At 43.2% G+C, this 25,507-nt stretch carries 27 protein-coding genes and 1 tRNA gene; 9 read left to right on the top strand and 19 right to left on the bottom strand.

Annotation, left to right across the window (positions count from 1 at the left end; genetic code table 11):
* Positions 1-138: 138 nt before the first annotated feature.
* The 12 genes from SMUL_RS15425 to sodC form a co-directional block, all read right to left on the bottom strand.
* Positions 139-214, bottom strand: a tRNA-Thr gene (locus tag SMUL_RS15425).
* Positions 215-319: 105 nt separating this feature from the next.
* The gene (locus tag SMUL_RS15420; RefSeq protein WP_025346148.1) at positions 320-1,540 is read right to left on the bottom strand and encodes an aminotransferase class V-fold PLP-dependent enzyme; all 1,221 of its coding nucleotides are present in this window, start codon (positions 1,538-1,540) and stop codon (positions 320-322) included.
* A gap of 156 nt (positions 1,541-1,696) precedes the next feature.
* A complete protein-coding gene (gene cobA / locus SMUL_RS15415; protein WP_025346147.1) occupies positions 1,697-2,965 on the bottom strand; it encodes a uroporphyrinogen-III C-methyltransferase in 1,269 nt (422 codons plus the stop codon).
* Positions 2,962-5,247 (bottom strand): sulfurtransferase TusA family protein, encoded by a 2,286-nt coding sequence (locus SMUL_RS15410; RefSeq protein ID WP_025346146.1) that lies wholly within the window; start codon positions 5,245-5,247, stop codon positions 2,962-2,964. The genes cobA and SMUL_RS15410 overlap by 4 nt, the downstream gene beginning before the upstream one ends.
* A 173-nt stretch (positions 5,248-5,420) precedes the next feature.
* Complete coding sequence (locus tag SMUL_RS15405; protein ID WP_025346145.1) at positions 5,421-5,816, bottom strand: M67 family metallopeptidase; 396 nt, start codon at positions 5,814-5,816, stop codon at positions 5,421-5,423.
* On the bottom strand, positions 5,813-6,619 hold the full coding sequence (locus SMUL_RS15400) for a HesA/MoeB/ThiF family protein (protein ID WP_025346144.1): 807 nt from the start codon (positions 6,617-6,619) through the stop codon (positions 5,813-5,815). Before SMUL_RS15400 ends, SMUL_RS15405 begins: the two co-directional genes overlap by 4 nt.
* On the bottom strand, positions 6,616-6,822 hold the full coding sequence (gene thiS, locus SMUL_RS15395) for a sulfur carrier protein ThiS (protein ID WP_025346143.1): 207 nt from the start codon (positions 6,820-6,822) through the stop codon (positions 6,616-6,618). Before thiS ends, SMUL_RS15400 begins: the two co-directional genes overlap by 4 nt.
* 10 nt (positions 6,823-6,832) lie before the next feature.
* The gene (locus tag SMUL_RS15390) at positions 6,833-8,206 is read right to left on the bottom strand and encodes a sulfate adenylyltransferase subunit 1 (RefSeq protein ID WP_025346142.1); all 1,374 of its coding nucleotides are present in this window, start codon (positions 8,204-8,206) and stop codon (positions 6,833-6,835) included.
* The gene (gene cysD, locus SMUL_RS15385; protein ID WP_025346141.1) at positions 8,206-9,084 is read right to left on the bottom strand and encodes a sulfate adenylyltransferase subunit CysD; all 879 of its coding nucleotides are present in this window, start codon (positions 9,082-9,084) and stop codon (positions 8,206-8,208) included. The genes SMUL_RS15390 and cysD overlap by 1 nt, the downstream gene beginning before the upstream one ends.
* A 3-nt stretch (positions 9,085-9,087) precedes the next feature.
* A complete protein-coding gene (locus SMUL_RS15380) occupies positions 9,088-9,783 on the bottom strand; it encodes a phosphoadenylyl-sulfate reductase (RefSeq protein WP_025346140.1) in 696 nt (231 codons plus the stop codon).
* A complete protein-coding gene (locus SMUL_RS15375) occupies positions 9,780-10,007 on the bottom strand; it encodes a DUF2061 domain-containing protein (protein ID WP_025346139.1) in 228 nt (75 codons plus the stop codon). Before SMUL_RS15375 ends, SMUL_RS15380 begins: the two co-directional genes overlap by 4 nt.
* A gap of 203 nt (positions 10,008-10,210) precedes the next feature.
* Positions 10,211-10,741, bottom strand: a complete 531-nt coding sequence (gene sodC / locus SMUL_RS15370; protein WP_025346138.1) for a superoxide dismutase family protein — start codon at positions 10,739-10,741, stop codon at positions 10,211-10,213.
* 267 nt (positions 10,742-11,008) lie between these two features.
* On the opposite strand from sodC, the gene SMUL_RS15365 reads away from it, so the two are divergent.
* From SMUL_RS15365 to SMUL_RS15355, 3 genes are read left to right on the top strand one after another with little or no spacing between them, the layout of a single operon-like run.
* Complete coding sequence (locus tag SMUL_RS15365) at positions 11,009-12,028, top strand: Fe(3+) ABC transporter substrate-binding protein (protein WP_025346137.1); 1,020 nt, start codon at positions 11,009-11,011, stop codon at positions 12,026-12,028.
* Positions 12,028-13,590, top strand: a complete 1,563-nt coding sequence (locus SMUL_RS15360; protein ID WP_190278596.1) for an ABC transporter permease — start codon at positions 12,028-12,030, stop codon at positions 13,588-13,590. Before SMUL_RS15365 ends, SMUL_RS15360 begins: the two co-directional genes overlap by 1 nt.
* Entirely contained in the window at positions 13,587-14,540 is a 954-nt protein-coding gene (locus SMUL_RS15355; RefSeq protein ID WP_025346135.1) for an ABC transporter ATP-binding protein, read from the top strand. Before SMUL_RS15360 ends, SMUL_RS15355 begins: the two co-directional genes overlap by 4 nt.
* Here the strand turns inward: SMUL_RS15355 and SMUL_RS15350 are convergent.
* The 3 genes from SMUL_RS15350 to SMUL_RS15340 are packed head-to-tail and all read right to left on the bottom strand — an operon-like array spanning position 14,537 to position 16,893.
* Entirely contained in the window at positions 14,537-15,718 is a 1,182-nt protein-coding gene (locus SMUL_RS15350) for a sensor histidine kinase (RefSeq protein ID WP_025346134.1), read from the bottom strand. The genes SMUL_RS15355 and SMUL_RS15350 overlap by 4 nt on opposite strands.
* Entirely contained in the window at positions 15,693-16,355 is a 663-nt protein-coding gene (locus SMUL_RS15345; RefSeq protein WP_025346133.1) for a response regulator transcription factor, read from the bottom strand. Before SMUL_RS15345 ends, SMUL_RS15350 begins: the two co-directional genes overlap by 26 nt.
* Positions 16,356-16,362: 7 nt before the next feature.
* A complete protein-coding gene (locus tag SMUL_RS15340; RefSeq protein WP_025346132.1) occupies positions 16,363-16,893 on the bottom strand; it encodes a hypothetical protein in 531 nt (176 codons plus the stop codon).
* Positions 16,894-17,074: 181 nt separating this feature from the next.
* Here SMUL_RS15340 and SMUL_RS16850 point away from each other — a divergent pair, with 181 nt between their 5' ends.
* From SMUL_RS16850 to SMUL_RS15320, 4 genes are read left to right on the top strand one after another with little or no spacing between them, the layout of a single operon-like run.
* On the top strand, positions 17,075-17,464 hold the full coding sequence (locus tag SMUL_RS16850) for a FixH family protein (RefSeq protein ID WP_084613150.1): 390 nt from the start codon (positions 17,075-17,077) through the stop codon (positions 17,462-17,464).
* Positions 17,464-18,645 carry a TolC family protein gene (locus SMUL_RS15330; protein WP_025346130.1) on the top strand — a complete coding sequence of 394 codons (1,182 nt, stop codon included), beginning with the start codon at positions 17,464-17,466 and terminating at the stop codon, positions 18,643-18,645. The genes SMUL_RS16850 and SMUL_RS15330 overlap by 1 nt, the downstream gene beginning before the upstream one ends.
* Positions 18,642-19,628 (top strand): efflux RND transporter periplasmic adaptor subunit, encoded by a 987-nt coding sequence (locus tag SMUL_RS15325; protein ID WP_025346129.1) that lies wholly within the window; start codon positions 18,642-18,644, stop codon positions 19,626-19,628. Before SMUL_RS15330 ends, SMUL_RS15325 begins: the two co-directional genes overlap by 4 nt.
* Complete coding sequence (locus SMUL_RS15320) at positions 19,625-22,702, top strand: efflux RND transporter permease subunit (RefSeq protein ID WP_038533553.1); 3,078 nt, start codon at positions 19,625-19,627, stop codon at positions 22,700-22,702. The genes SMUL_RS15325 and SMUL_RS15320 overlap by 4 nt, the downstream gene beginning before the upstream one ends.
* 20 nt (positions 22,703-22,722) lie before the next feature.
* Here the strand turns inward: SMUL_RS15320 and SMUL_RS15315 are convergent, their stop codons facing one another.
* Positions 22,723-23,154, bottom strand: coding sequence for a hypothetical protein (locus tag SMUL_RS15315; RefSeq protein WP_025346128.1), 432 nt, complete (start codon positions 23,152-23,154; stop codon positions 22,723-22,725).
* 150 nt (positions 23,155-23,304) lie between these two features.
* Here SMUL_RS15315 and SMUL_RS15310 point away from each other — a divergent pair, with 150 nt between their 5' ends.
* Together SMUL_RS15310 and SMUL_RS15305 are read left to right on the top strand one after the other, a co-directional pair.
* Complete coding sequence (locus SMUL_RS15310) at positions 23,305-23,535, top strand: DUF6364 family protein (protein WP_025346127.1); 231 nt, start codon at positions 23,305-23,307, stop codon at positions 23,533-23,535.
* The gene (locus SMUL_RS15305; protein WP_025346126.1) at positions 23,532-23,954 is read left to right on the top strand and encodes a PIN domain-containing protein; all 423 of its coding nucleotides are present in this window, start codon (positions 23,532-23,534) and stop codon (positions 23,952-23,954) included. The genes SMUL_RS15310 and SMUL_RS15305 overlap by 4 nt, the downstream gene beginning before the upstream one ends.
* A gap of 7 nt (positions 23,955-23,961) precedes the next feature.
* Here the strand turns inward: SMUL_RS15305 and SMUL_RS15300 are convergent, their stop codons facing one another.
* From SMUL_RS15300 to SMUL_RS15290, 3 genes are all read right to left on the bottom strand, one after another.
* Entirely contained in the window at positions 23,962-24,465 is a 504-nt protein-coding gene (locus SMUL_RS15300) for an NAD(P)H-dependent oxidoreductase (RefSeq protein ID WP_025346125.1), read from the bottom strand.
* 97 nt (positions 24,466-24,562) lie between these two features.
* A complete protein-coding gene (locus tag SMUL_RS15295) occupies positions 24,563-25,033 on the bottom strand; it encodes a GNAT family N-acetyltransferase (protein ID WP_051492712.1) in 471 nt (156 codons plus the stop codon).
* 3 nt (positions 25,034-25,036) lie between these two features.
* Positions 25,037-25,489: a YccF domain-containing protein gene (locus tag SMUL_RS15290; RefSeq protein ID WP_025346123.1), complete on the bottom strand. Its 453-nt coding sequence runs from the start codon at positions 25,487-25,489 to the stop codon at positions 25,037-25,039.
* Positions 25,490-25,507 lie beyond the last annotated feature (18 nt).

Below are 25,507 nucleotides of genomic sequence, written 5' to 3'. Positions count from 1 at the left end.
TAAAAGTCTTTACGTTTCGTGTTAGCCCAAAATAGGGCACCATTAAAAGGGGTCAGGGCTAAACTTTTAACTTTTCGTTACATGTAAGGATGAAAAGTTAAGAATTAGGTTAGAAACATGGGGAATTTCGTGAGAGGCTGGAGCTGGTGAAGGGGCTCGAACCCCCGACCTGTTGATTACGGATCAACTGCTCTACCAACTGAGCTACACCAGCGCGATGGAATTTTACCCCATGTTTACTTTCGTTACTTTAAAACGACCGCTTTTGAGTGAATTTAATCTTTACATGTAAAGGGTTTCATCCACTCACAACGTTCTATTAGGCTAATGCTTGGTCAATATCTTCGAGCAAGTCTTCCAAATCTTCAATACCCACAGAGAGGCGAATCATCCCTTCCGTAAGCCCATAAGCGGCTTTTTGCTCATCGGAATATTCGGCGTAAATCGTATGATACGTCGCAATCGCCAACGATTTATTGTCTTGGACGTTCGTGCCTCGTTTGATGATGTTCAGGCGGTTTAAAAACGCATAGGTTGTCTCTTTATCGCTAAAGCTAAAGCTGACAATGCCGCCACCGCCACTAAACTGTTTAGACGCGTTCGCAAAATAGTTCGAGTTTTCCAAAAGCGGATACTCAACGCTGATAATCTCAGCCTTACTTTGCAGATGTTTTGCCACAGCTAGGGCATTTTGACAGCTTCTCTGCACTCTTAAGTCCAGCGTTTCAAGCCCTAAAGAGAGCAAGTAGGCACTTTGCGCCGTCAACGAAGAGCCTAAATTTCGGAAGGTCTCTTTACGAAGACGCGCCATAAAGGCAAAAGGACCAAATTTTTTGAAAAAAGGCTCTAGCGTTACATGATTTTTCCAGTTAAAGGTACCGTTATCGACGATCAAACCGCCCAAAACATGTCCGCCACCCGAAATGTATTTGGTTGCGGAGATAATTTCAATGTCGACACCGTGTTTTTTGGCGTCAAAGATATTCCAAGGGGTTGCCGTTGTATCGACGATGAGAGGCACATGATGCTCTTTTAAGACCGCTTTAATCGCGCTAAAATCAGGCACAATCAATTGAGGATTGCTGATACTTTCACAGAAAAGCAGACGTGTTTTAGCATCGATATTCGCACGAATCGCTTCAATATCGCTTAAATCCACATAACGTACTTCCACGCCAAAATCACTGAAAAGTGTTTGAAACAACGAGAGCGTATTGCCAAAAAGGTACTTGGTGGTGATGATGTTGTCGCCACTTTTAACCAGTGCAAAAAGCGCGTTCGCAATCGCTGCCATTCCCGTTGCAGTTGCAATGACCCCAAACGCACCACTGATCGCTTTGATTTTGAGTTCAAACTCTTCGATGGACGGGTTGGAAGAGCGTGTGTAGACATGCCCCATCTTTTGACCTTTGAAAACAGCTTCAAGGTCTTCTGATTTTTCAAACTCAAACGCTGAACATTGGTAGATAGGGAAGCGCATTGCGCCGTGTTGATCTTTGTGTGCAGGTTTGGCATGCAATGCTTTGGTCGTAAATCCCATAAAATATCCTTCTTTTGAATGTAAATCAGCTATCGAAAAAACCCTACGTTTTGACACGCGCTCAAAGCAAAGCTTTGAACTCTTCGCTAACGCTGAGTTCGCTTCGGCAGCGAGCCCGCGCACCGTTGGTGCTTTTTTTAGACAGCTGATTAGCCTTTACATGTAAATGATTTTGCCACTATTTTCAGCGGGTAGAATGTTCTCTTTTGCGACACACTCACCGATGATTAATACCGCTGGTGTGGCGCACAATGTTGCCATTTTATCCAATTTTCCCACAGTTCCCACTATGGTGATTTGATCGGGCAGGTCAATCTTCGAGACAAACGCGGCGGGAAGATTTGGGTCGATGCCCTGTTTTGCAATCGAATCTTCAATCTTTTTCGCAAAACTGTGCGCCATCAAAACGATTACTGTGTGCAGTGGCTGTTTTAAAATGCTCACCCAGTCATCGTTAAAAAGCGTTTCTCGCAGGTGCGCTGAAACGATGGTCACCCCTTTGGAAATGTCGCGAATCGTTGGCACAATGCCTGAAACGGTGCATGACCTAAGTGCTGAAGTAATGCCATTAATCACCTCAAAGGAGATACCATGCGCACTCAAAACCTGCTTCTCTTCACCCAAGCGACCAAACAGAAGTGGGTCACCACCTTTGAGCCGTCCGACAACCAACCCTTGTTTGGCGTAGTCGACCAAAAGCGCGTTGATCTCATCTTGGCTTTTGGAGTGAAAACCTTTCTTTTTGCTCACATCGACGACTTTACATGTAAGCGGAATCAGGGCGCGAATTTCCTCGGAGACCAATGCATCCACCAACGCAACATCGAGCAGTTCAAAGGCATTTAAGGCGTCGAGCGTGAGGTTACCCACATACCCTGTTCCACAGCCGATCAAAAAGACTTTTCCCACACCTGCTTTGGCGATCTCTTTGAGTTTTTCTAAGTCACGGTCTGGTTTTTTACGCTCGTTTTTCAGTCTGTCGATGAGTGAAGTCAAATCACGTGGCAAAATCTTCTCAATTTTGTCGCGAATGACTTGCGCCAAGGTTGGCGAACTGCCTCCACTGCTGACGGCGACTTGAATGTCGCCACGACGCGTCAGCGCGCTAAAGTAAAAATCACACAGTTCGGGCACGTCTACGACATTGAGCCAAAAATGAAGATGAGGTTTGAGCGCAACCAAACGCTGGGTCACCTGCTCATTGCCTGTCGCATCAATAATGACTTCAAAGCCCTCTGCATCAGCATCCTCAAACGCTTTACATGTAAATATTTTGGAATCAAAATAGGCATCGAGCCTTGATTCTGCGACGATTTCGTACGCAAAATCAAGACTGTCCAGTACGCGCGCTTTCTGTGCGGCGACTTTGCCCGCTCCAATCAAAAGCATGCGTTTTGGTGTGAGTGCGATGCCTAAGGTACTCATTTTTTCACGATCCTTACACGCCAGCCATTACCCTCTTTGGTAGTCGCTTCGACGGTATGTCCTTCACTTGCGACTGATTTTGGTACGTTGTCAATCGGTGCGCCATCATCGAGTAAAATTTCCAAGACTTCACCGCTTCCGATTTTGGAGAGTTCCATCTTTGTTTTGACAAAGTTCATCGGGCACGCCACACCGCTGAGGTCTTTAAAATGGGCTGATTTTGCTTCAGTCTGCGTAGCCACCGCTGCTGCCAACTCTTTCTCTTTGGCAAATTTAAGTGTATTGTCCATTGTTTCGTAAAGCTTGATAACTTCTTCTGCCAGCTCGATCGATTTTTCATCCGCATCACCCTCTAGCATCGTGCCAAAGTAAGCATTGAGCAGGGTTGTATCGACAAAAAGTGTTTTAAAGGCTTTTAGAACACCCGCTTTATCCCTAGCGTCCTCTCCACGTGTGACGAGTAGCATACGAGCCGCCAAAAGACGAATCAACTCATAGTCTTTTTCCTCTTTCTCAAGTGCTTCTTTAAGCGCCTTCTTATCGGCTTCGATGAGGTCGTACATACCTGCACTACACTCACCCGTACCTCGACCTTTTAAAGAGAAAAGTTCAACGGCATCATAGTCAAAGTAAGGGTTTTTGTCCTCTTTGAACGAAGGAATATCCACGTATTTTTTACTGATCTCTGTGATGATAGAAAGTCCCCCATCGTCAATCCAGTCTGCAAAACTCTTATAAGCCTTTACATGTAAAAGCCACGTATCCAAAACTTCTTCGACAAAGGCAGGAACATGAAAGGCTGCAACATCACCTGCTTTTTGGGCGTATACACTGCCTTCTCCTGATGTGCGTGAACCTGCTACGACGTTGTACGCTGGGTAGGAGTAGCCCTCATTACGTTGGACTTTTCCAAAAAATCCAAGATCGCCGATAAGGTGTTTTCCACAACTGTTCGGACAACCCGATAAATGGATTTTAAATCCTTGAAGGGCATCATAGTCACGCTCATCGATGAGTTTATTGAGACGTTTTTGAATCGCATCGACTGCACCACGAGGACGAGCGATGCCGAGTTGACACGTTGTCGCACCTGTACATGCGACCATATCACCAAAGAGCGTTGGTTTAGAGACTTCAACAGAAAATTTTTGCAAGATGTCGTGTAAACTTGCCATTTGAGGCGCTGTAAGGTTTCTAATGTAGAGGTTTTGATCGCCTGTAAAACGAAGAACATCTTCACCAAACGGAAGCAGGGCATTTGCAAGGGCACGAGCATTATTAAAGTGAATATCCCCTAAATGCACAGGCACTTTACATCCATAAAGCCCCTCTTGTTTTTGGGCGTAAACGTAACGGTTCCACCATTTTGAAATGGATTCTGGCACGCTAAAAGGTTCATGCGTGGTGTCGCCCTGCGTGCGCTCAATCTCGGCAACTGGCATTTCCCAGCCACCTTTGGCTTTGAGTGCTTCAATTTCAACATTGACCAGTCTTCTAAACTCATCCATGCCCAACTCTTCAATCAAGAAGCGAAGGCGCGCGGCATGTTTGTTTTTGCGGTTACCATTTTGATCAAACACTTGTTTAATCGCTTGAGAGTACAAAAAGACTTCGGTGTCAGGCACAAAATCAAGAAATTTGCTTCCTACACGAGACTTCGCACCCATACCACCAGCGACAAAGAGTTTAAAGCCTTTGACACCGTTTTCAATTTTCGCGATAAAGCCTACATCGTGAATCGTCGCATACCCACGATCGGCTTCGGAGCCGCTAAACGTAATTTTGAATTTTCGTGGCAATGCAAACGAATCTTTTTGCTCGAGCATTTTTGTCGTAATCGCAAGGGCATACGGAGAGACATCAAAAATCTCATCTTTTGCCGTACCCGCAAGTGGGTCTGCCATAACGTTACGAACAGTGTTTCCTCCACCGCCACGACCACTGAGATCAATGCTGTGCAGTTTTGTGATAATGTCAATGATATCTTCGATCTTGACATAGTGAAGCTGAGCACCACCACGTGTGGTGATATGAATCGCCTCGTGTGCGTACTTTTCAGCTAAGTCAGAGAGCGTTAAAAGTTGTTTGGGGGTTAAGATACCGCCAGCAAGTTTGATGCGCACCATAAAGGTATTGGCTTCACGTTGTTCATAGACGCCAAAGGGAACGCGCATTGTTTTAAAGGTAAGCTCATCAAGTGTGCCTGCCAAAAATTCGGCATGGTTTTTTTTGAAAATTTCAAGGTCTTCATAGACCATTTCAGGGATAGTATATCTGCTCATAATCGTAACTCCTTATCGTTACATGTAAACGTTTTGATGAAGAAGTCGCGTAGAAAAAATCCGAATAAAACACTTTGAGCCGATGGGACGAATAAGCGGAGCGTTTCGGGGCTCCCATCGTGTCTCAACCGTGTTGCAAGAGGATTTATTTCGAAGCTGGCTTCTTCATGACTTTAAATAATGTTAATTTCTTCTTTTTCAACCGTTTTATTTTTAATAATAAATGACTTCATATCAGGAACTTCGCCTGCAAGTGAGACGATAATATAACTGACATTAGGATCAAACGCTAAACGAATGTCTTCCTCGCTCGGACGAGCAGGTGTTTCTGGGTGAGAGTGGTAGACAGAAATGAGTCTAAGACCCTCTTTTTGCGTCTTTTTAAACGCGTCAAACTGCTCTTGTGGATCAAAGCTGAAGTGTTCATTGCTTGCATCCGTATTTTTCATAGGGATGGCGTATTTCACTTCGCCATTGATCCCAGCAAGATAACCACACGCTTCAATCGGGGCATCTTTTAGCGCATGTGCGACGATTTCATCGTACACGCTTTGTGGGATTTTTATCATAGCTTTGCCTCACAGACAACGGCTTCGTAATCTCGTATCTCTTTGATTCCCTCTCCACCACAGACGCGACATTTAGGGTTTTTCTTGAAATTCACATTTCTAAAGTTCATCGTTTTGGCATCAAAGGTTAAGAGTCTGTTGTAGAGTGGTTCACCCACACCGACGATGTATTTTAAAGCTTCTGCGGCTTGGATGGTTCCAAGCATGCCAGCAACCGCGCCCAATATACCGGCACTTGAACATGTAGGAATCGCATTGGCTGGAGGAGGGCTGTCAAACACACACGCATAACACGCACTCTCGTGTGGCTTAATCGTCATCGTTTGTCCGCCAAAACGCAAAATACCACCGTGAGAATAAGGTACATTTGCCAAGATACACGCATCGTTAATCAAAAATTTTGCCGAGAAATTGTCGGTTCCATCGATGACAAAGTCATAGCCTTTGACGATGTCCAAAATGTTGGAAGCATCTAAAAACTTTTGGTACACGGTGACTTTAACATTCGGGTTAATCGCTTCCATTTTCGCTTTAGCCGAAAGTACTTTAGGAACCCCAATATCTGCTGTGGCATGAATGACTTGACGTTGAAGGTTTGAAAGATCGACGACATCGCCATCCACGATGCCGATTTCGCCCACACCTGCTGCGGCTAAGTAAAGTGCTACAGGAGAGCCAAGCCCACCCGCACCAATGACTAAAACTTTAGAGTTAGCAATTTTCTCTTGCCCTTCAATACCCACATCTTGGAGGATGATGTGACGTGAATAACGCTCTAATTCTTCATCGCTAAAATCTCTCACGCACCACCTCCCATGAAGTATAAAAAGTTGATCTCATCGCCCTCTTTAAGCGTTGTTGTTGCATAGGTATCTTTGATTAAAAATTCGTCATTGAGTTGGACGGAGACCATATCAGGTTGTTCAACATCTTCGATGACCAATAATTCTGAAAGAACGATTCCGTCCTTAATCTCTTTTACGTCGCCGTTAATGGTTAATTTCATAGTTCATTCCTTAATTAAATTGATGGGGAAAATGTTTGCGAAGAAGTGCAAAAAGCTCCTCTTCAAACTCTGCACTTTCGCCTGCTTTGTCGACCAAAACATCATTTACATGTAAAGCTTTTGTACGACGTGTGGTGTACTGCTCTAGCACCTCAGTGATGATGCCACCGCCTGCGATGTCATATTCATCAACGATCACAAAACGACCTAACTTCTGGTTCTCGCCAAATTGCTCCATCGCTACAAGATCGTGTACTCTAAAGATAACACACGCCGCTTCATGACGTCCTACACTTGGTTCATCAGCGCGGTCTAACGTATCGCCATCAATGACGCGTTTGATCTCTTCAAGATAGATCGTACTTTGCGCCGAACCAATCTTAATTTTGTACGGTTTATCGAGTTCCAACGGCTTTGCGCCTAACCAAAAGAGGTTGGCTTCAAAACGGTTACTCACTTTTGGCGCACTTTGATCAGCTCTGGCTACCACGTCACCGTTTCGTACGTAAATTTGTGTTTGAAGCGTAAAACCAATCGCTTCACTCTCTTTGACACTCGTTTTGACTTCGGTGTTAAAGCTCTCGATGCTTGCAACTTTAGAGCGTTTCAAAGAAGGGTAAAAAACCACTTCATCACCCACATTGAGCTCGCCACTGGTTACGGTTCCCGCATAAATTCGACGGTCATCATTGTCACGTGTAAATTTATAAACATCTTGTAATGGCATTCTAAAGTCATCATTCTCTTTTTCTTCCACGCTTTTGAAACTATCTAAAATTTCTAAAACGGTTGGTCCTTTATACCAAGGAGTCGAAGCAGAATGCTCGATGAGGTTTACACCTTCTCTTGCGCTGATTGGGATAAAAATGTCGCTTTTAATGCCCAGCGTTGCAAGGTATTCGCTGTACTCGACTTTCAGTTTTGTAAACGCGATTTCACTAAAGTTGACCAAGTCCATTTTATTGACCACAATCGCCACTTGTTTGATGCCCAAAAGGGAAAGAAGCATTCCATGACGTTTAGAGTTTTCAGCCACACCCTCTTTGGCGTCAATGAGAAGTAAAGCCGCCTCCGCACGAGACGCTCCACTGATCATGTTTTTCAAAAATTCGATGTGACCAGGGGCATCGATGATGATGTATTCACGTTTTTTACTCTGAAAAAAGACGCGCGCACTGTCTATCGTAATGCCTTGTTTTTGCTCATCGGCTAAAGCGTCAAGCAAGAAAGCGTACTCAAACGGACGTGCGTTGTTTTCACACATCTTTTTCACGCTCTCTAGTTTTCCTTGTGGCAATGAGTCAGTGTCGGCAAGCAGACGCCCAATGAGCGTACTTTTACCGTGGTCGACGTGTCCTGTGATGACAATATTGAGTCTTTGCATTACATATATCCTTCTTTTCTAAGTCGCTCGAGTGTGCCACCACCGTCTTTATCTTGCGCTCGGCCTGAACGTTCCGCGATGTCTTTAAACTTACCAGAGGTTAGCTCTTCGATGATCTCTTTTGGATTACGAGCCTGTGAATCGACAGGTGCCGTACATGGAAAACATCCTAAAGAACGGTATCGTTTGCCATTACCTTGATCAAAATAGAGGTTGATAATAGGAATATTTTCCCTCTCGATATACTCCCAAATGTTCAGCTCCGTCCACTCCAAAAGTGGGTGAATGCGCACATGCGTTCCGGGTGCAAAATCGGTTTTGTACTGATTCCACAGTTCTGGTGGTTGGGTACTGGCATCCCATTCGCTCTTTTCATCACGTGCTGAGAAAACGCGTTCTTTGGAACGACTGCCTTCTTCATCCGCCCTAACGCCGACGATCACACCCGTATAAGGCGCTCCGTTCAATTCATCTTCCCATACTTTTTTGTAAGGATTCCATTTACGGCGTGCCCATGTTCCATCAAGCGTATTTTTGAGCGCGTCGCTTTTGAGCTTTTTACAGCAGCTGAGGCGATCAAGTCCATTGACAAACGTTTCACCCTTTGCAAGCGCTTCTTTGTTTTGTCCAACGACTAAGTTTAAGTCCCATTGAATCGCGATTTCATCGCGGTATTTGATCATCTCAGGAATTTTAAACGCCGTGTCGATGTGTACCAACGGGTAAGGAACATGCCCAAAAAATGCTTTTCGTGTGAGCCACAAGAGTACGGTGCTATCTTTACCGATGCTCCAAAGCATGGCAAGGTTTGGGAAGCTTCTGTATGCTTCTCGCAAAATATAGATACTCTGGGCTTCGAGTCTGTCTAAATGATCCATTACTTACTTCTCCTTATGCAGATGCAATCCGCACTCTTTATGTTCGGGATTCTCCCACCACCATCGACCCGCTCGTATATCTTCACCCTCAGAAATGGCGCGTGTACAGGGCTTACAGCCGATGCTTTTAAAGCCTTTAGCGTATAAACTGTTTTGAGGAATGGCAAATTCAGTCATATAACGCTCGACGTCCTCATCACTAAAATGGGTGAGGGGGTTGAACTTTAAGAGTTCAAACTTACCATCAAATTCTACCAGTTTTGTGTCGCTTCTCGTAATTGACTGCGCGATGCGAATACCGCTGATCCAGCCGTGGTAACCCTTAAGCGCACGCGCCAAAGGAATGAGTTTGCGTACATGACAACACTCTTTGCGGAGATCAATGTCATCAAAGATGCCAAATTCTCCGACCTTTGCTTCCAAATCCTTGATCTGTTCATCATTTGCGCTAAAGCGTTTGATCTCTACGCCAAAAAAAGCTTCGATCTCTTTTTCATACGCTAAGGATTCATCAAAAAGTTTGTGGGTTTCAAGCGTAAAAACATCAAAATCAATGCCCGCTTTTTGCGCTAGAGAGATATTGATGGCATCTTCACTTTGATGGCTAAATGCCAACGTAACATTAAGCGCTTTATCTCCGATAAGTTCTTTTAAAGTGTTGATCGCTTCTGCGATCTTAATGTCGTATGCTTGGCTCATATTTGATACTCTGGCTCTTTTTTCGCTCGACCAAAATCGATTTTATTCCATGCTCTTTCATGAAAATAATACAAAGCTGTTTTAGTAATCAACTCAAATGCCCCAATAGAGACGGCGGCAAGTGGGCTTCCCGTGACGATAAAACTGATCAACATGGTGTCAACCGTTCCGAGTGTTCTCCAAGAGATTGCTTTAGCGATACTGCGTTTTTTGTGCTCTACCATGTTGCCTCTTTTTTAATTTGGAGAATAATAGCATTTTAGTAAGGTATTGTCAAGTAAACTTATTAAAATACTCAAGTATAAAATTTGGAATTGATTTTAAGGGGGAAGTTTTTTAAAACGTCTCTATAAAGACGAAAAAAATGGTGAAGAATGGGAATAAAATGAGTAAAGAGAGGGGGAACCCCTCCCTTTTAAAGGTAAGACTATTTGATAATGCCGCATGCAACGCGAGCACCGCCACCGCCAAGCATTGCTGGATGGTCAGAGTGGTTGTCTCCACCTGCGTGAAGCATCAAGGCGTGTTTTTTAATTTGATCCAATGACGTCAGTCTTGGAGCAAGAACAGGCGTCGTGATTTCACCATTTGCATCGGCATAAAGTGCAGGAAGATCGCCTAAGTGACCATCATCACTGTAAGGACCTTTGTGTGCATTGGTCGCTTTTGGGTCGAAGTGTCCACCTGCCGCTCCTGCAGGAGTTACTTTACCATCGGCTGCTTTTGAGGGTTCACAACTAGGGTTCGCATGGACATGGAAACCATGAATACCTGCTGGAACGCCTTTTAAAGAAGGTGTAAAAAGGAGTCCATATTTTGTTTCACTAATGGTAATGTCACCGATTTTCTCACCAACGCCATCAGTCGTTGCAAGATTAAGTGATACTTTGGTCTCAGCTGCAAAAAGAGCGAAAGGCAGAGCTGCTACCATGAGGGCTACTGCAAATTTTTTGACCATAAATGCCTCCTAAAGATTAAGATAGAATTCATTCTACTCCAAGGTATTTAAGGTTTATTTAATAGTTTAAGAGTAGTTGTTTTGGATAAGGCTACTCTTGGTTTGTATACAAAATCACTTCTCTTTTAAAAGGTAATAAGCGCACTAGAATGAACCGTATCAAAAAATAAAATAGGCTTTAGCTTTTTAATTGATAATGGTTATTACAACTTATTAAAGAGTTTTATATTATGCTTCCATCACAAAATTAGTATAAGGATAGCTATAATGAGTATTTCCTCCAACATCTTAAAAGCATTTTTAGGGCTTAGCATTGCATCGAGCTTTGCACTGGCAAGTGAAATCAATGTCTATTCACACAGACATTACGACAGTGATAAACTGCTCTTTGCCGCGTTTGAAAAAAAGAGTGGCATTAAAGTTAATGTTATTACTGCCAAAGCAGAAGAGCTTGTTTCAAAGCTCAAAATTGAGGGTGCTAATTCACCTGCTGATATGTTAATTACCTCGGATATTGGCAATTTATACGAAGCAAAAGTGGAAGGATTGCTTCAAAAAATTGACTCTAAAACGTTAAGCGCAAATATTCCTGCGCACTTAAGAGATAGTGACAATGAATGGTTTGGTTTGACAAAACGTGCGCGTATATTTGTTTACAATCCAGAGAAAATCTCTGAAAAAGAGCTGGGAAGTTACCTTGATCTAAGCGATCCAAAGTTTAAAGGTAAGATTCTTACCCGTAGCTCATCTGCAGCGTACAATAAATCGCTTTTAGCGTCTATCATCGCGAATCACGGTGAAGCCAAAGCGTTGGAATTTGCTAAAGGATTAGTGGCAAATTTTGCGAGAGATCCAAAAGGAAATGATAGAGACCAAATCAAAGCAGTGGCAAGTGGGGAGGGTGACTTAGCGATTGTCAATACCTATTATTTAGGCATAATGCTTAACAGCAAAGATCCCAAAGACGTTGAAATCGCTAGAAGTGTCAAGCTCTTTTTCCCTGCACAAAAAGCGGAGGGAACGCACATCAACATCAGTGGTGCAGGTGTAACAAAGTATGCTAAGAACAAAGAGAATGCGATTAAATTGATCGAGTTTTTAAGTAGCGTTGAGGCACAAACCCTCTTTGCCGAAGCTAACCACGAGTATCCAGCGAACCCTGCTGTAAAAGCTTCTGGAACGGTTGCAACGTTTGGTACCTTTAAAGAAGATACATTACCTCTAGCAGAAGTAGGGAAATACACCAAAAAAGCGGTTGAAATCGCAACAAAGGCAAACTGGAGATAATGCAAAAGTTTAAATATTTACTAGCCCCTCTTTTGGGGCTGGTAATCTCTCTTCCCATTGTTTCGCTTGTCATCTACTTTATCGCACAAAATGATTTTAGGGTGACTTCGATCAACCTATCAGAGCTTCTACTTTACACAAAAAATACGGCTTTTGTTCTCTTCGGAACAGCATTTTTAGTGCTTCTTTTAGGCATCAGTACAGCGTTTATGAGTGCGCGTTTTGAGTATGTTGGAAGTCGTTTTTTTAGCCTCATTTTTGTACTCCCTTTAGCCTTTCCCGCCTACATCTTAGGCTACAGTTATGTGGGATTTTTTGAGTTTCATGGCATCTTAGCAACGCTTCTCTCCCAGCCCAAAGTTAAACTTGACATCTTAAATATTTACGGCGTTACGGCTATTCTCTCTTTTGCGATGTTTCCGTATGTCTTCATTTTGGCACGTGTCTCATTTGCCTCCATCTCTTCAACGGTGGTTGAACTGGTTTCACTCAAACAGCTCTCCTTTTGCAAAGCCTTTTTCACGGTCTATCTGCCTTTGGCATACCCTGCCATTTTTGCGGGGCTTGTGCTTGCCATGATGGAAGTTTTGAGTGACTACGGAACAGTGGCGTACTTTGGTGTCGATACCTTTAGTGTGGGTATTTTTAAGAGTTGGTTTGGCTATGGCAATCTAAATGAGGCGATTAACCTTGCGATTATTATGCTCCTTATGGTTTTTAGCATGATGCTTGCAGAATCTCGATTAAGAGCCAAATTTCGTTTTATCAGCGTCACCCACAGCAGTCAAAAAGCGCCTAAAGTAAAACTAAGAGGCTTTCAAAATGGCATCGCTTTTGGACTCTCGATGCTCATAAGCACTTTGACACTTTTCATCCCAACGGGCGTGCTTCTGTACTGGTTTTATCTCGATTTTGGCACACTGGATTGGAGTTCTTTAACCTATCTTTACTGCACACTGAGTCTCAATGTTCTCTCCTCCTTCATCATCATCGCTTTAGCGTTTGGAATGGTCTATGCTTCGCGTTTTTACCCAAGCAAGTTAGGAGTGATGAGTCATAAACTCTCCATTCTGGGTTACTCAATTCCTGGTGCTATCATCGGTATAGGTATTTTACTTTTTACCAATTTTATCGACCAAAGTTTTGGTAAAGTCGTACTGGGAGGCTCATTTTTTGCGTTGATATTTGCGTATTTGAGCCGTTATTTTGCCGCAAGTATTGGCTCGGTTGAAAATGGTTTTAGCAAGATAGACAAAAGCATTGATGATGCAACCATTGTCTTTGGAACGAGCGAATGGGGGCGTATTTTTAAAGTCTATTTACCACTGATGCGACCTTATTTGCTCAGTGGTTTTTTGATTCTTTACATCGACCTTGCCAAAGAGCTTCCAGCGACCTTGCTTTTAAGACCGTTTAATTATGACACCATTGCCATTCGCATTTACGAGTTAGCCAGCAACGAAATACTCTATAAAAGTGCCTTTCCATCGCTCTTATTGGTGGTGACAACTGCCATTGCGGTCTTATTACTCAATTCAAAATTTGTACGAGGTAGAAGATGAAACCTATCGTTAGCATCGAAAATTTACACAAACGTTTTTGCAAAGGAAGCGTTTGTGTTGCCAATGACATTAGCTTTTCCATCAACGAAGGTGAAATTTTTACCATTTTAGGCAGAAGCGGCAGTGGAAAAACAACGCTTTTACGTATGCTCTCCGGTCTTGAAAATCCTGACAGTGGAACAATTTGGATTGGCGATAAGGTCGTCTATGATGCCAAAACCAATCTTCCTCCCAATCAGCGAGAGATCGCCATTGTCTTCCAAAACTACGCGCTTTTACCCCATCTGAGCATCGCTCAAAACATCGCTTTTGGAAGCAAAGCGAGCCAAGAAGAGCTTTTACATGTAATGGAAAAAACCAAGATAGAAGCACTTGCTTCCAAGTACCCTCATGAGATCAGCGGTGGTCAGCAGCAGCGTGTTGCATTGGCGCGTGCTATCTTGGATAAGCCTAAGATTTTGCTGCTTGATGAACCCCTGAGCAACATCGACACGGAACTGAGAGCCATTTTAAGGGCAGAGCTTAAAGAGATGATCAAACTCTTTGGCATCACAGCCCTTTTCATCACGCACGACAAAGAAGATGCGTTTTACCTGTCCGATCGCATTGCCATTATGGATGGTGGTGACATCTTGCAAATCGGCACACCCAAAGAGGTTTACAATCACCCGAGTTCTCTCTACTGCGCCAATTTTTTAGGCAAAATCAACGCATTGCCCCAAAGTTTAGGTTTTGGTGAGGCGTATTGTCGTTTAGATGCGTTGCGTTTAAGCCCAGATTTTACGCGTAAGGCACGCATAAAAGAGATTGTTTTTTACGGAAATTTTTATGAAATTATTTTGGATTTTGAAGGGGTGATGCTGAGTGCATACAGTTTTGATGTCACCTTAAGAGAGGGTGATGTGATAGGTTTTGAGGTTGATGAAAGTAAGCTCATTACATTTGCTTAGAAAAAGACGCTAAACGTAGAGCCTTCGCCTTCGATGGAGCTAATTTCAAGCCTGAAATCATTCGTTTTACAAATGCTATTCGCGATGTCCAAACCGATGCCAAAGCCGCCTTTATCGCTATTGGCGCGTTTATAGCGTTTGGTGATGTCGCCTAGTTTAGAGCTTGCTATGCCGATGCCATTGTCTTTAACACTCAGCTTTTCAGCGTTCAATGAAACTTCGATGGTTCCGCCCAAACGGTTGTATTTGATCGCGTTAGAAAGCAGGTTGTCGATGAGTTTGATAAGGCTCTCTTCGTTTACATGTAAAGATTTTTCTTCCAGCTTTAGACTTAAGTCGATCTGTTTACTTGCCATTAAATCCGCAAAATATTCGAGCCTCTGGGCGATAAGCTTTTTCACATCGACATCGCTTTTGTCTTCATTTTGTTTGTCATGCAAAAGCATGTAGCTGAGGTTGCCATAGAGTGTTGCGATGCGTTTGGCGCTCAGTTCAATGCGCTTGAGCTTCTTCTCATCCACATTTTTAAGCGTTCCGATGCTCATCAAAATTGCCGTAATGGGCGTGTTCAGCTCATGTGTCGAGTCTTTGATGAAGGTGTCCAGATGGTGGATCTCTTCTTGAATGGGTTTAAGAAATTGCTTAGCAAGCACGTAGCCTAAAACCGTTGCAAACGCGAGGCTAAGTGACAAATAGAGCAAAACGTGCCAACGAAGCGCGTTGATCGCACTGGAGATATGCGCGTATTTGAGCACGATGGTGTGAATGCCCAGATGTTCTTGACTGCTCTCATCGCGCGCGTAAAAACTGTCATTGGCAAAGTAAAACGTTTTGGTAAAATCCACAGGTTCCGAAAAGCTTACATGTAAAGGTGTGTTGTTTTCTCCAAAAAGTCCGAGTTGGTACTCTTTTTCTAAGCCAAAGCACTGTTCAGCAGGCTTTCCTGCGAGGCATTTTTGAAGCGTGTCATCTTCCATCATGTGCGCGGTGACGATTTTGTGCGCGATGTTAGACGCCGTTGCGCGCATTTTTAGGGCATAGTTTTCGTGTAGATTTTTGATCTCGATGGTGTAAAACATCCACGCGAGCAGGCAGATGAACGCGTAAATAGAACCAAGGTAGATGAGTAAAAACCTCGCAAGCGAGCGTTTTTCATAGGCACTTAAAGCGATAACCAACTCCTTTGATATTCTCTATAAGACCTTCAAGTCCGTAACTGCGCAAGTTTTTGATGTAGGTGCGCACCGTCGCATAGGTCGGCACTTCATCAAAGCGCCACACCTCTTCGATGATCTCTTCAAAACTGAGCATGCGGTTTTGATGGGAAATAAAATACTCCAAAAGCTGCGCCTCTTTTTTGCGAAGTTTGTACAACGTCTCAGGTGTTACGATCTGATAGTTCTGCGGATCGTAACTGATGTTTGAAGCGAGTTTTAAAAGCGCATTTTCTTCGATGTGATGCAACTTTTTCGTGCGCTGTATGCGAACCAAAAGCTCTTCAAGCTCAAACGGTTTTTTGAGGTAATCTTCCGCTCCCAACGCAAAGCCTTTTTTCACATCGCTGATTTGATCGAGTGACGTGATGAAGATAGTAGGCGTGGCGATATTCGCCTCTTTAAGCGTTTTTAAAAGCTCAAAACCGCTCAGGCTTGGGACGTTGATGTCCAAAACCAAGATGTCAAACTTGCCCTCAAAAATGGCATCAAGCGCTTCTTTGCCATCGTAAAAGAGCTTTACATGTAAACCATGTTCGACTAAAAACTCTTCAATTATCTCGCTTAAAATAGGGTCATCTTCTAGGAGTAGGATTTTCATAGAGGCATTATGCTTTTATCAATGCTTTAAGCTGAATTACAATAGATTCTTGTAACTTTTTCTCAAGTTCAACTCTAATTGCCATAAGGTTTGAAATATCAGAATTCCCCTCTCTTCCTGCATATAAAATTTCCACCAGTTCATTACTTATTGCCCGTTCACTATTAATGAGGTTTTGTAATTCTGAAATGATATTTTCGTCAAATAATGGTTTTGATTTATTATAAATTTTAATAAACATCGAGAATCTATTAGTGCTTTCACCAACGACTTTAATTACCTTATCTTTACTCCAAACAAGCTTCCCCTCATGATTGTCTAGCATGGTATAATCAACATCAGGCAGATTATTTAATTCAGCGTTTAAGTCAAATAGCTTGGTATATCGAAATGTGTTAATAGTATTATCATTTTTTAACTCCTCAATTAAGAGTAGTCTTTTATTTGTAGTTCTAATTGAAATCAAGTTAATGATTGATGTAATAATTGCAGCCAAAACTCCAGATGATAATAATATTGTTAATAGATCGATTTTCATAAAATGATAACTCCTTTATATATCTCTATTTATTGGTCATTCATTATATATAAAATATCAATAAATCATTGAATTTTCAAGGCACATTTTCTTTTTACATGTAAAGCTTTTTTCTCTCGCCACTCCACAAATATTGCACACACGACCTCTATACTTCCCTTATAAACTTTACAAGGAGTACATGATGAAGAAGATTTTAGGGATGTTTTTAGCGGTGGCGTTAAGCCTCGGTGGTTTATATGCGGCAGAGGCGTTGTCTAAAAAAGGGATGGCGGGACCATTAGAGGTCGAATACAGCACGCTAAAGCCTGTCTCTCAGGGGATGAATCTCATCAAAGTTAAAGTCATGGAGGGTGCAAAAGAGGTTAAAGATGCCAAAGTAAGCATCATTGCTTCTATGCCAGCAATGCCTGGAATGCATGCGATGGAAGAAAAAGTCGATGCGAAATACACCAATGGCGCTTATGAAGCGAATGTTGTTTTTTCAATGAATGGTACATGGCAGATTAGCATCGTGGTCGAAACCACTGATGGCAAAAAACAACGCTTAAAATCAAGCGTGAACCTCTAATGAAACGAGCTCTTTTAGTCGTAGCCCTAGCGGGCTACGCATGGGCGCAAAGTGAGTTAACCTCTTTAGCCTACAGTCATAACTATGAGTTAAAGGCACTCGAAGCTGAGGTTAAAGCGCTTGAAAAAGAGGTTGATATAAGCAAGATTTGGGAAAACCCTATGCTTTCTGTTGGGGTCAACGACATCTTTTTAAATGAACCTCTCACGCGAAATAAAGAGATGCAAAATGAGGCGATTTCTCTTTCCCAAACAATCCCAACGGGTGGAAAACTGGACATCAAAGAGTCGATTGCATTGCAAGATTTGGCGATTAAAAAGCTAGAGCTTAGAGCCAAAAAACTTGAAATGCAACGAGAAATTGGTGTGTTGGAGCAAAGCTATATCCGCATCAATCAAGACCTTACTTTAGTAACCAAGTATGAAAAAGTGTTGGAAGACCTGAAAAATGCACACCTCTCATATAACACCACGAGCGCGCATTATGTCGATACGCTGAACAATACAATTTTGCAAAAAAATCTTGCCATTGAGAAAAAGACACTGCTTCGTGACAAAGCTTCTATAGAGCGAAAGCTAGAGAGCATCATCGTTACGAAAATGCCTGAGATAAGAGCACATGAGGGCTTGTTACCCTACCTTCTCAGTGATGAAGAGAAGCTTTTGGAAAAATCACCCAAGCTTCAAGCACAAATCATCCAAAGCAATAAAGAGTTGTTGAACTTGCGTTATGAAAAAGCGAATAAAACGCCCGATGTCACGGTAACACTAGGCTATAACCGAAGACAAGGCAGAGATGACTACGCTTTTGTAGGCATTTCCGTACCGCTTCCAATTTACGGCAAAGAAAACGCCTCCATCCAAAAAGCCACACTGACTCATGCCGCGTCCGAACAAAGTGTACAGTCGGTGCATAAAAGCTTACTGTTTGAGCTCAAAGACGAGCTTTTAAATAAAGAGCTTCAGTACGACAAAATCTCGCTTGCCAAAGAAGTTTTGTATGAAAATGAGAAGATGTACGAAGTGCTTCAAAGTACCGCACTTTCTCAAAATGATGCCCTTTTGAGTCTTCTCAATGTACTCAGTCAAATCATTGAAGCGCAAAAACAGATCAACGCTAACACGTTCGCGTATAACGAGTCTATCATCAAAATCTACACCCTTTTAGGAGTCGAGCTATGAAAGTCACCCATCTTATTTTAACAGCACTTTTACTGTTAGGCTCCACGCTTGATGCCAAGCAGATTTTCAATGTCAAAACCATCGAAGTGAAAAAGGTATTGGAAGGTTCCGCCAAAGAGTTTTACGGCTACACCAAGGCCAACGAAGAGGGTGTCAAAGAGGTAAGCTTGCGTTATGACGCGTTTATCGAGCAACTGTATGTGAACAAAAACTTTTTACATGTAAAAAAAGGTGAGCCGCTTGCAAAGCTCTATTCGCAAGAGATTTACACCGCAGAGCTAGAACTCATCAACGCGCTTCGCATTAAAAGTGACAGCATGGTTCAGAGCATTACTCAGAAGCTTAAACTTTTAGGCGTTGATGAGAAGACCATTGCGAAGATTATCGCGGATAAAAATGTGCCTGAAAACATCACCATCGTTTCGCCATACAGTGGCATCGTTACCCAAAAAGCCGTCAACCAAGGTGCGTTCGTTCCTAAAGGAACAAAACTCTATGAGATCAGTGACTACGCCAACTTATGGCTCATTGTCAAAGTGTATGAAAAAGACCTCGACTTTGTCAAAACTGCCCAAACGGCTGACATCTTTTTTGATATGAGTTCAAAACCCTACAAAGCAAAAATTGATTTTATCTACCCAAAAGTTGATCCGCAAACGAAAAGTGTGGATGTGCGTTTAGTCATTGAAAATAAAGAGCTTGAAATCTACGAAAATGCCTTTGCCAAAGCACGTTTTGGAACAGCCAAACGTGAGTATTTAGCCCTTCCAAAAAGTGCGGTGATGACCAAAGGCGCAAAGACGAGTGTCTTTGTCAAAGGTGAATTTGAAGGCGAATACGAACCACGCGAGATCGAAGCGAAACGCCTGAATAACGACACCTTTGAAATCATCAAAGGCCTAAAAGAGGGCGATGTTGTAGTCGCCAATGCGCTCTTTATGTTTGATGCCGATGCCCAAAATAACGCAGGGGCAATGAAATGATCGAGAGTATCATTGAAAAAAGCGTCAAAAACAAGGCGCTTCTTCTGCTCACCTTGCTCATCGCCGCATTTCTCTCGTTCTGGGCGATTCGGCAGACACCACTGGATGCTTTGCCAGACCTGACACCACCGCAAGTCATCGTGAATGTGAAGTATTTGGGACAGTCACCTAAAATCATCCAAGATCAGCTCGTTTATGAACTGACCAATGCGTTACTCTCGGTCGCAAAAACCAAAACCGTGCGCGCGTTTACCTCGTATGAAAATGCCATCGTTTACATCATCTTTGAAGATGGCACCGACCTTTACTGGGCGCGTGACAGGGTGAATGAAGTCATCCAAAACGTCTCTAAAAATGCACCCAAAAATGCGACCATCAAACTAGGCCCTGATGCAACGGGCATCGGTTGGGCGTTTGAGTATGCACTTACGTCTAAAAACAGAGGCTTAGATGAGCTTCGAAGCATTCAAGATTACCTCTACCGCTACGCACTTTTGGGTGTTGAAGGGGTGAGTGAAGTGGCGAGTGTGGGCGGTTTTGTCAAAGACTATGAAGTCACACTTCGTCCGGACGCACTCTACAAGTATGATCTCAGCATCGACGATCTTATGAGCGCACTTTCCAAAAACAACAGTGATTTGGGTGGGCGTGTCGTGCTTGAAAATGGCTTTGAGCAGATCATCCAAGCCAGAGGTTTTGCCGCTTCATTAGAAGACCTTTCAAACATTACCATCAAAACGGTGAATGGCATTCCTCTCAAACTCTCTGACATCGCCGATGTGCGTGTGGTTCCTACCTACCGAAGTGGTTTGGCAGAGCTGAACGGTGAAGGCGAAGTGGTCGGAGGCGTTGTGGTTGTGCGCCACAAAGAGAACGCTTACAAGGTCATCCAAGCGGTCAAAGAGAAGCTAGAATCTTTACATGTAAACGATGTGGAAGTGGTGACGACGTACGATAGAAGCGACCTCATTACCAAAGCGATCAATAACCTCAAACGTGCCCTTTTGGAAGAGAGCATCGTCGTTTTGGCAGTGGTGATGCTCTTTTTACTTCATTTTAGAAGTGCCTTGGTCGTCATTATCGTTTTACCACTTACCATTGCTTTGACCTTTTTGTGCATGAAGCTTTTTGGGTTGGAGTCGAACATCATGAGTTTGGGTGGCATTGCCATAGCTATTGGTGCGATGGTTGATGCGTGTATCGTGATGATCGAAAACGTCCATAAAAAGCTCTCGCATGGCGAGCCAAAAAGCGAAGAAGAGCGCAAAGCCATCATCATCGCTTCGTCCAAACAAGTGGGTCGCCCCATCTTTTTTGCCCTTTTACTCATCGTGGTCAGCTTCTTGCCTATCTTCGCACTCAGCGGTCAAGAGGGCGCGCTCTTTAAACCGTTGGCGTACACCAAAACCTTCGCGATGCTCATCGGCGCAGTGCTTTCCATCACGCTGGTTCCGCTTTTGATGCTCTTTTTTGTCAAAGGCAAAATCCTTGAAGAACATAAAAATCCACTTAATAACTTTTTCATCTGGCTTTATGCGCCACTTTTACGACTGCATATGCGTTTTTGGTACATCGCTATGGTTGCGTTCATCGGCTTTTTGGTACTCGGTTATTACACGTTTACGAAACAGCGCTGGGAGTTTATGCCACCTCTGAATGAGCAGACGTTTATGTATATGCCCGTCACACCGTTTGGCATCAGTATAGAGATGGCAAAAGAGTACGCGCAAAAGAGCAATGAAGTTATCAAGAGCTTTCCTGAAGTGGAAAGTACGTTTGCCAAAGCAGGGCGAGCGGAGAGTGCGACAGACCCAGCACCGCTTTCGATGATCGAGACCATCATACAGCTCAAACCCAAAGAGCAGTGGCGTTCAGGTATGAGCTACGAGAAACTCAGAGATGAGATGAACGAACAACTCCAAATGTTAGGGCTTACGAACTCATGGACATACCCGATTCGCGGGCGCATCGACATGCTCATCACTGGCATACGAACACCACTTGGCATCAAACTGTATGGCGACAATGACCAAGCGCTAGAAGATAGCGCCAATAAAATCGCCAGTGTACTCGCTAATTACGAGGGAACGAAAAGCATCTTTGCAGACAAGGCAAATAGCGGTTATTACCTAAATATGACGCTCAAGCCTGAAAACATCGCCGCGTATGGTCTCACGAAAGAAGAGATACTTAACTTCGTGGACAACGCCATCGGTGGCTCGAAAGTGAGCACCTTTTACCAAGGCATCGAGCGTTATGCGATCACGTTAAGACTGGAAGAAGAGAGTCGTAAAGACCTGAATGCCATCAGTGAGTTGACCATCAAAACGCCGTACGGGTTTCAACGTCTGGGGCACTTTGTAGAACTGGGTTACGACGTGGGCGCGAGTGAATTAAAGTCTGAGATGGGCAAGAAAGTCAACTACATCTACATCACGCTCAAAGAGGGCTTTTCGTCTAAAACCTATAAAGAAGAAGCGAGCAAGATTTTAAAAGAGAGTGTGGAGTTTCCAACAGGTTTTTACATCGGTTGGGCAGGGGAGAGCGAATACTTGGAAAGTGCGATGGAGCGCCTTCAATTCATTCTTCCGCTAACACTTTTGGTGACGTTTGTGCTCATTTACTTAGGGCTTGGTTCGTTTAAAAATGCACTTTTGGTCTTTTTGACTTTGCCACTTGCCGCTGTGGGTGGGTTTTTGTATGTGGATGTCTTGAACTTTAACCTTTCCATCGCTGTCATCGTGGGCTTTTTGGCACTCATCGGCATCGCGGTGGAAACGGCGATTGTTATGATCATCTATCTTGAAGAAGCCATTTTACATGTAAAAGAGCGAACGGCAAAAAATATTCAAGAAGCCATCTTTGAAGGTGCAGTGCTGAGAGTTCGCCCCAAACTGATGACCGTTTTCGCCATCCTTGGAGGACTTTTACCGATTATGTGGTTGGATGGTGTCGGAAGCGAAGTCATGCAACGCATCGCCGCTCCGATGATCGGCGGTGTGGTGAGTTCCGCGATATTGACGCTTTTGGTGATTCCTGTGTTGTATTATCGGATGCAGAAAATTGAGGAGTGAGAGGTTTAGATATAAGCCTCTCAATAATAATTTCTTGAAGTATAAGTTTTGTCCTTAAAAAGTTTTCCACAGGAATGGCACAACCATTCACCATCTTGTAGATCTTGTAATCGAATAAGCTTTTTTTCTTTATCGTAACAGAGTTGGCAAAATGGTCCATCTTTTTCACCATCTTCTTCTATCGTCCAATAGTAAGGCATTTCAAATTCAAGTTTGGCTTGTAATGCCAATTTTGCTTTGAGTTCTTTTTTCTCGTTTTCACTTTCCAGAAGAGCATCTTTAATATCTGCCATTTGCAGTTTGACATCAGCAAGAGAGGTAATAAGTTCAGCTAGTTTTAAATCAAGCTCTGCTTTTTGCAGAGACCCTGAACTCTCTTTTATAAGTTTTGCAATTTCGATTGCAGTTTTAACACTACCAACCGCAGTGGATATAGTTGCTATATCGAACATAAAAAATCCCCTTTCAAATTTTCGTTAACCCACACTCAATAATCTCTTATATCTTTCAATTATACAAGATTATCTCTAAATTCCCTTTTGACACAAAACAAAAAATACCGTATAATAATAAAAAATATATACGACTAAAAGGAGCGGGAAATGAGTTCAAAAATAACGCTTTATACGGATGTGCAGTTGATCGAAAATATGAAACTGTATGCAAAAAAACACAACACTTCCGTTTCAAAAATGGTCACGCAGTTTTTTGAGTCTATCTTGAAAAAAGAGGAAAAAACAGCGCCATCGTCTAAAACTTCACAACTTCGGGGCATTTTAAAAGGAGCTGGGGAAGAGGCGTATCAAGCGTATCTTGAAAAGAAATATTTATGAGAGTATTACTCGATACGAACGTTGTTTTAGACCTTCTTTTGGACCTCGAACCTTTTAGTGAATTGGCGCAAGCGATCTTTTTAAAGATAGAATCAAAGCAGATCCAAGGCTTTTTATGCCCCACAACACTCACCACACTCTACTACCTTTTGGGCAAACATCTCGATAAAAAACGATGCAATCAGACGATGGAAAACTTGCTCACCCTGTTTGAAATCACCAACCTCACCAAACCTGTTTTAGTGGAGAGTGTGCGCAGCGTTGGGAGTGATTTTGAAGACAGTGTCATTTACACTAGCGCCAAATACACTGACGTGGACGCCATCGTCACGCGCGATGCCACAGGGTTTAAAAACGCCACTATCAAAGTGATGTCACCACAGGAATTTTTGATTTTTGTGGATGCAAATTCAAAATAACGCGCTGTTACTTCTGCGAAATCCCCACAAACTGGCTCAAAATCCTCTGCAAACTAGCTTCTTCAACCTCTTTTTTGGGCGTTGTTACAATCTCTCTGGGTGCGACAATGGCTCCGAGTTTTGAAAACTGTAAACGCATCGCGTTGCAGACGTCATTTCCGCCTACACCTGAGTGCGTTGCGAGTTGGACGTATTTTAGGGTGAAGAGTTCTCTGAAATCCTCACCGTTTCGGGAGAGCCATGCGATGACGTTGGTGAGTGTTGGCGGAATGGAGTAGTTGTACTCGGGCGATACGACGATGTAGCCTGAAGCGTTTTTCATGGTGCTTGAGAGCTCTGTGATTTTGCTTGGAATGCCGTCATTTTCCTCTTTTGTTGAGTCGTATAGGGTGATGTTCAAATCGACTAAATTGATGATTTTGCTTTTAACGCCCAGTGTTTCTAGGCTTTTTTCGATCCTTCGTGCCAACTTCATGTTTTCATTTAAACTTGCGACCAATAGTAGATACATAAACGATCCTTATTACGATAGCGTTAGGGTGATTATAGTACGAACATATTACAGGGTCAAGAAGAAATGAGGTTAAAATGGTTTTACATGTAAAGATTCAGCTGAGTATTTTTTCCATCGAAAAATTGACGATCATTTGAGCATTTCTCTTGATTTCATTGCGCGTGAGTGTGACAAATCCGCGCTTTTCAAAAAAGGGTTTTGCGACGATGGAGGCTTCGAGGAATAAGCGTTTGATGCCTTTTTGCTGCGCCACATTTTGGGCATACGTATAAAGTTCGCTCATCACGCCACACTTTTGATACGCTGGATGAGTGTAGGCGCAGTCGATATGTCCGTTCTCTTCGAGCTCTATAAATCCGACAATTTTTGCTTCCACCATCGCCACAAACGGTTTTTTAAGAGAAAGCCTTTTCTCCCAATACGGATAATTAGGCGGCGTGTGCGCCCACGCTTCTTGCTGTTCGAGCGAATAGATGGAGGGGTCAATCGCATGTACGCAGGCGTGATGGAGGTTGACAATTTCAGTGGTAAACAAGGTCTCAAAAGGATGGATCGTTATGGGCATTGTTTAGCGTGATTGCTCCACAAAATCTTCCGCCTCTTTTTGACGAATCACCGCGGCGACCTCTTTATCGACGATGGTTTGTCCAATGGGTGCGAGTGAAATGACAGCCAATTTAAGGTGTTGGATCGCAAACGGAATGCCGATGATCGTTACAAAGCACGCAATGGCAGACATAATGTGCCCAATGGCAAGCCAAATACCAGCAAAAACAAACCAAAAAACGTTACCGATAAGCCCCAATGTTCCCGTGCCGATGTCCTCTTTTTGATGCAGTGATTTGCGGCTGATGGACTCTTTGCCAAAGGGGAAGAACGTAAATTGACCGATGACAAAGCAGGCTTTTGCCCAAGGAATCCCGACAATCGTGAGCAAGGCAATGACGCCAAAAAACCACCACGAAAGCCCCATAAAAACGCCACCTAAAAGAAACCACAGAACATTGCCAAGTAGACGCATACGTTATCCTTTTGTTTT

It is taken from the genome of Sulfurospirillum multivorans DSM 12446, from assembly GCF_000568815.1.
Taxonomy (GTDB): Bacteria; Campylobacterota; Campylobacteria; order Campylobacterales; family Sulfurospirillaceae; genus Sulfurospirillum; species Sulfurospirillum multivorans.
Note: the sequence above shows the minus strand (reverse complement) of the source record. Positions and strands in the feature narration are given on the sequence as shown.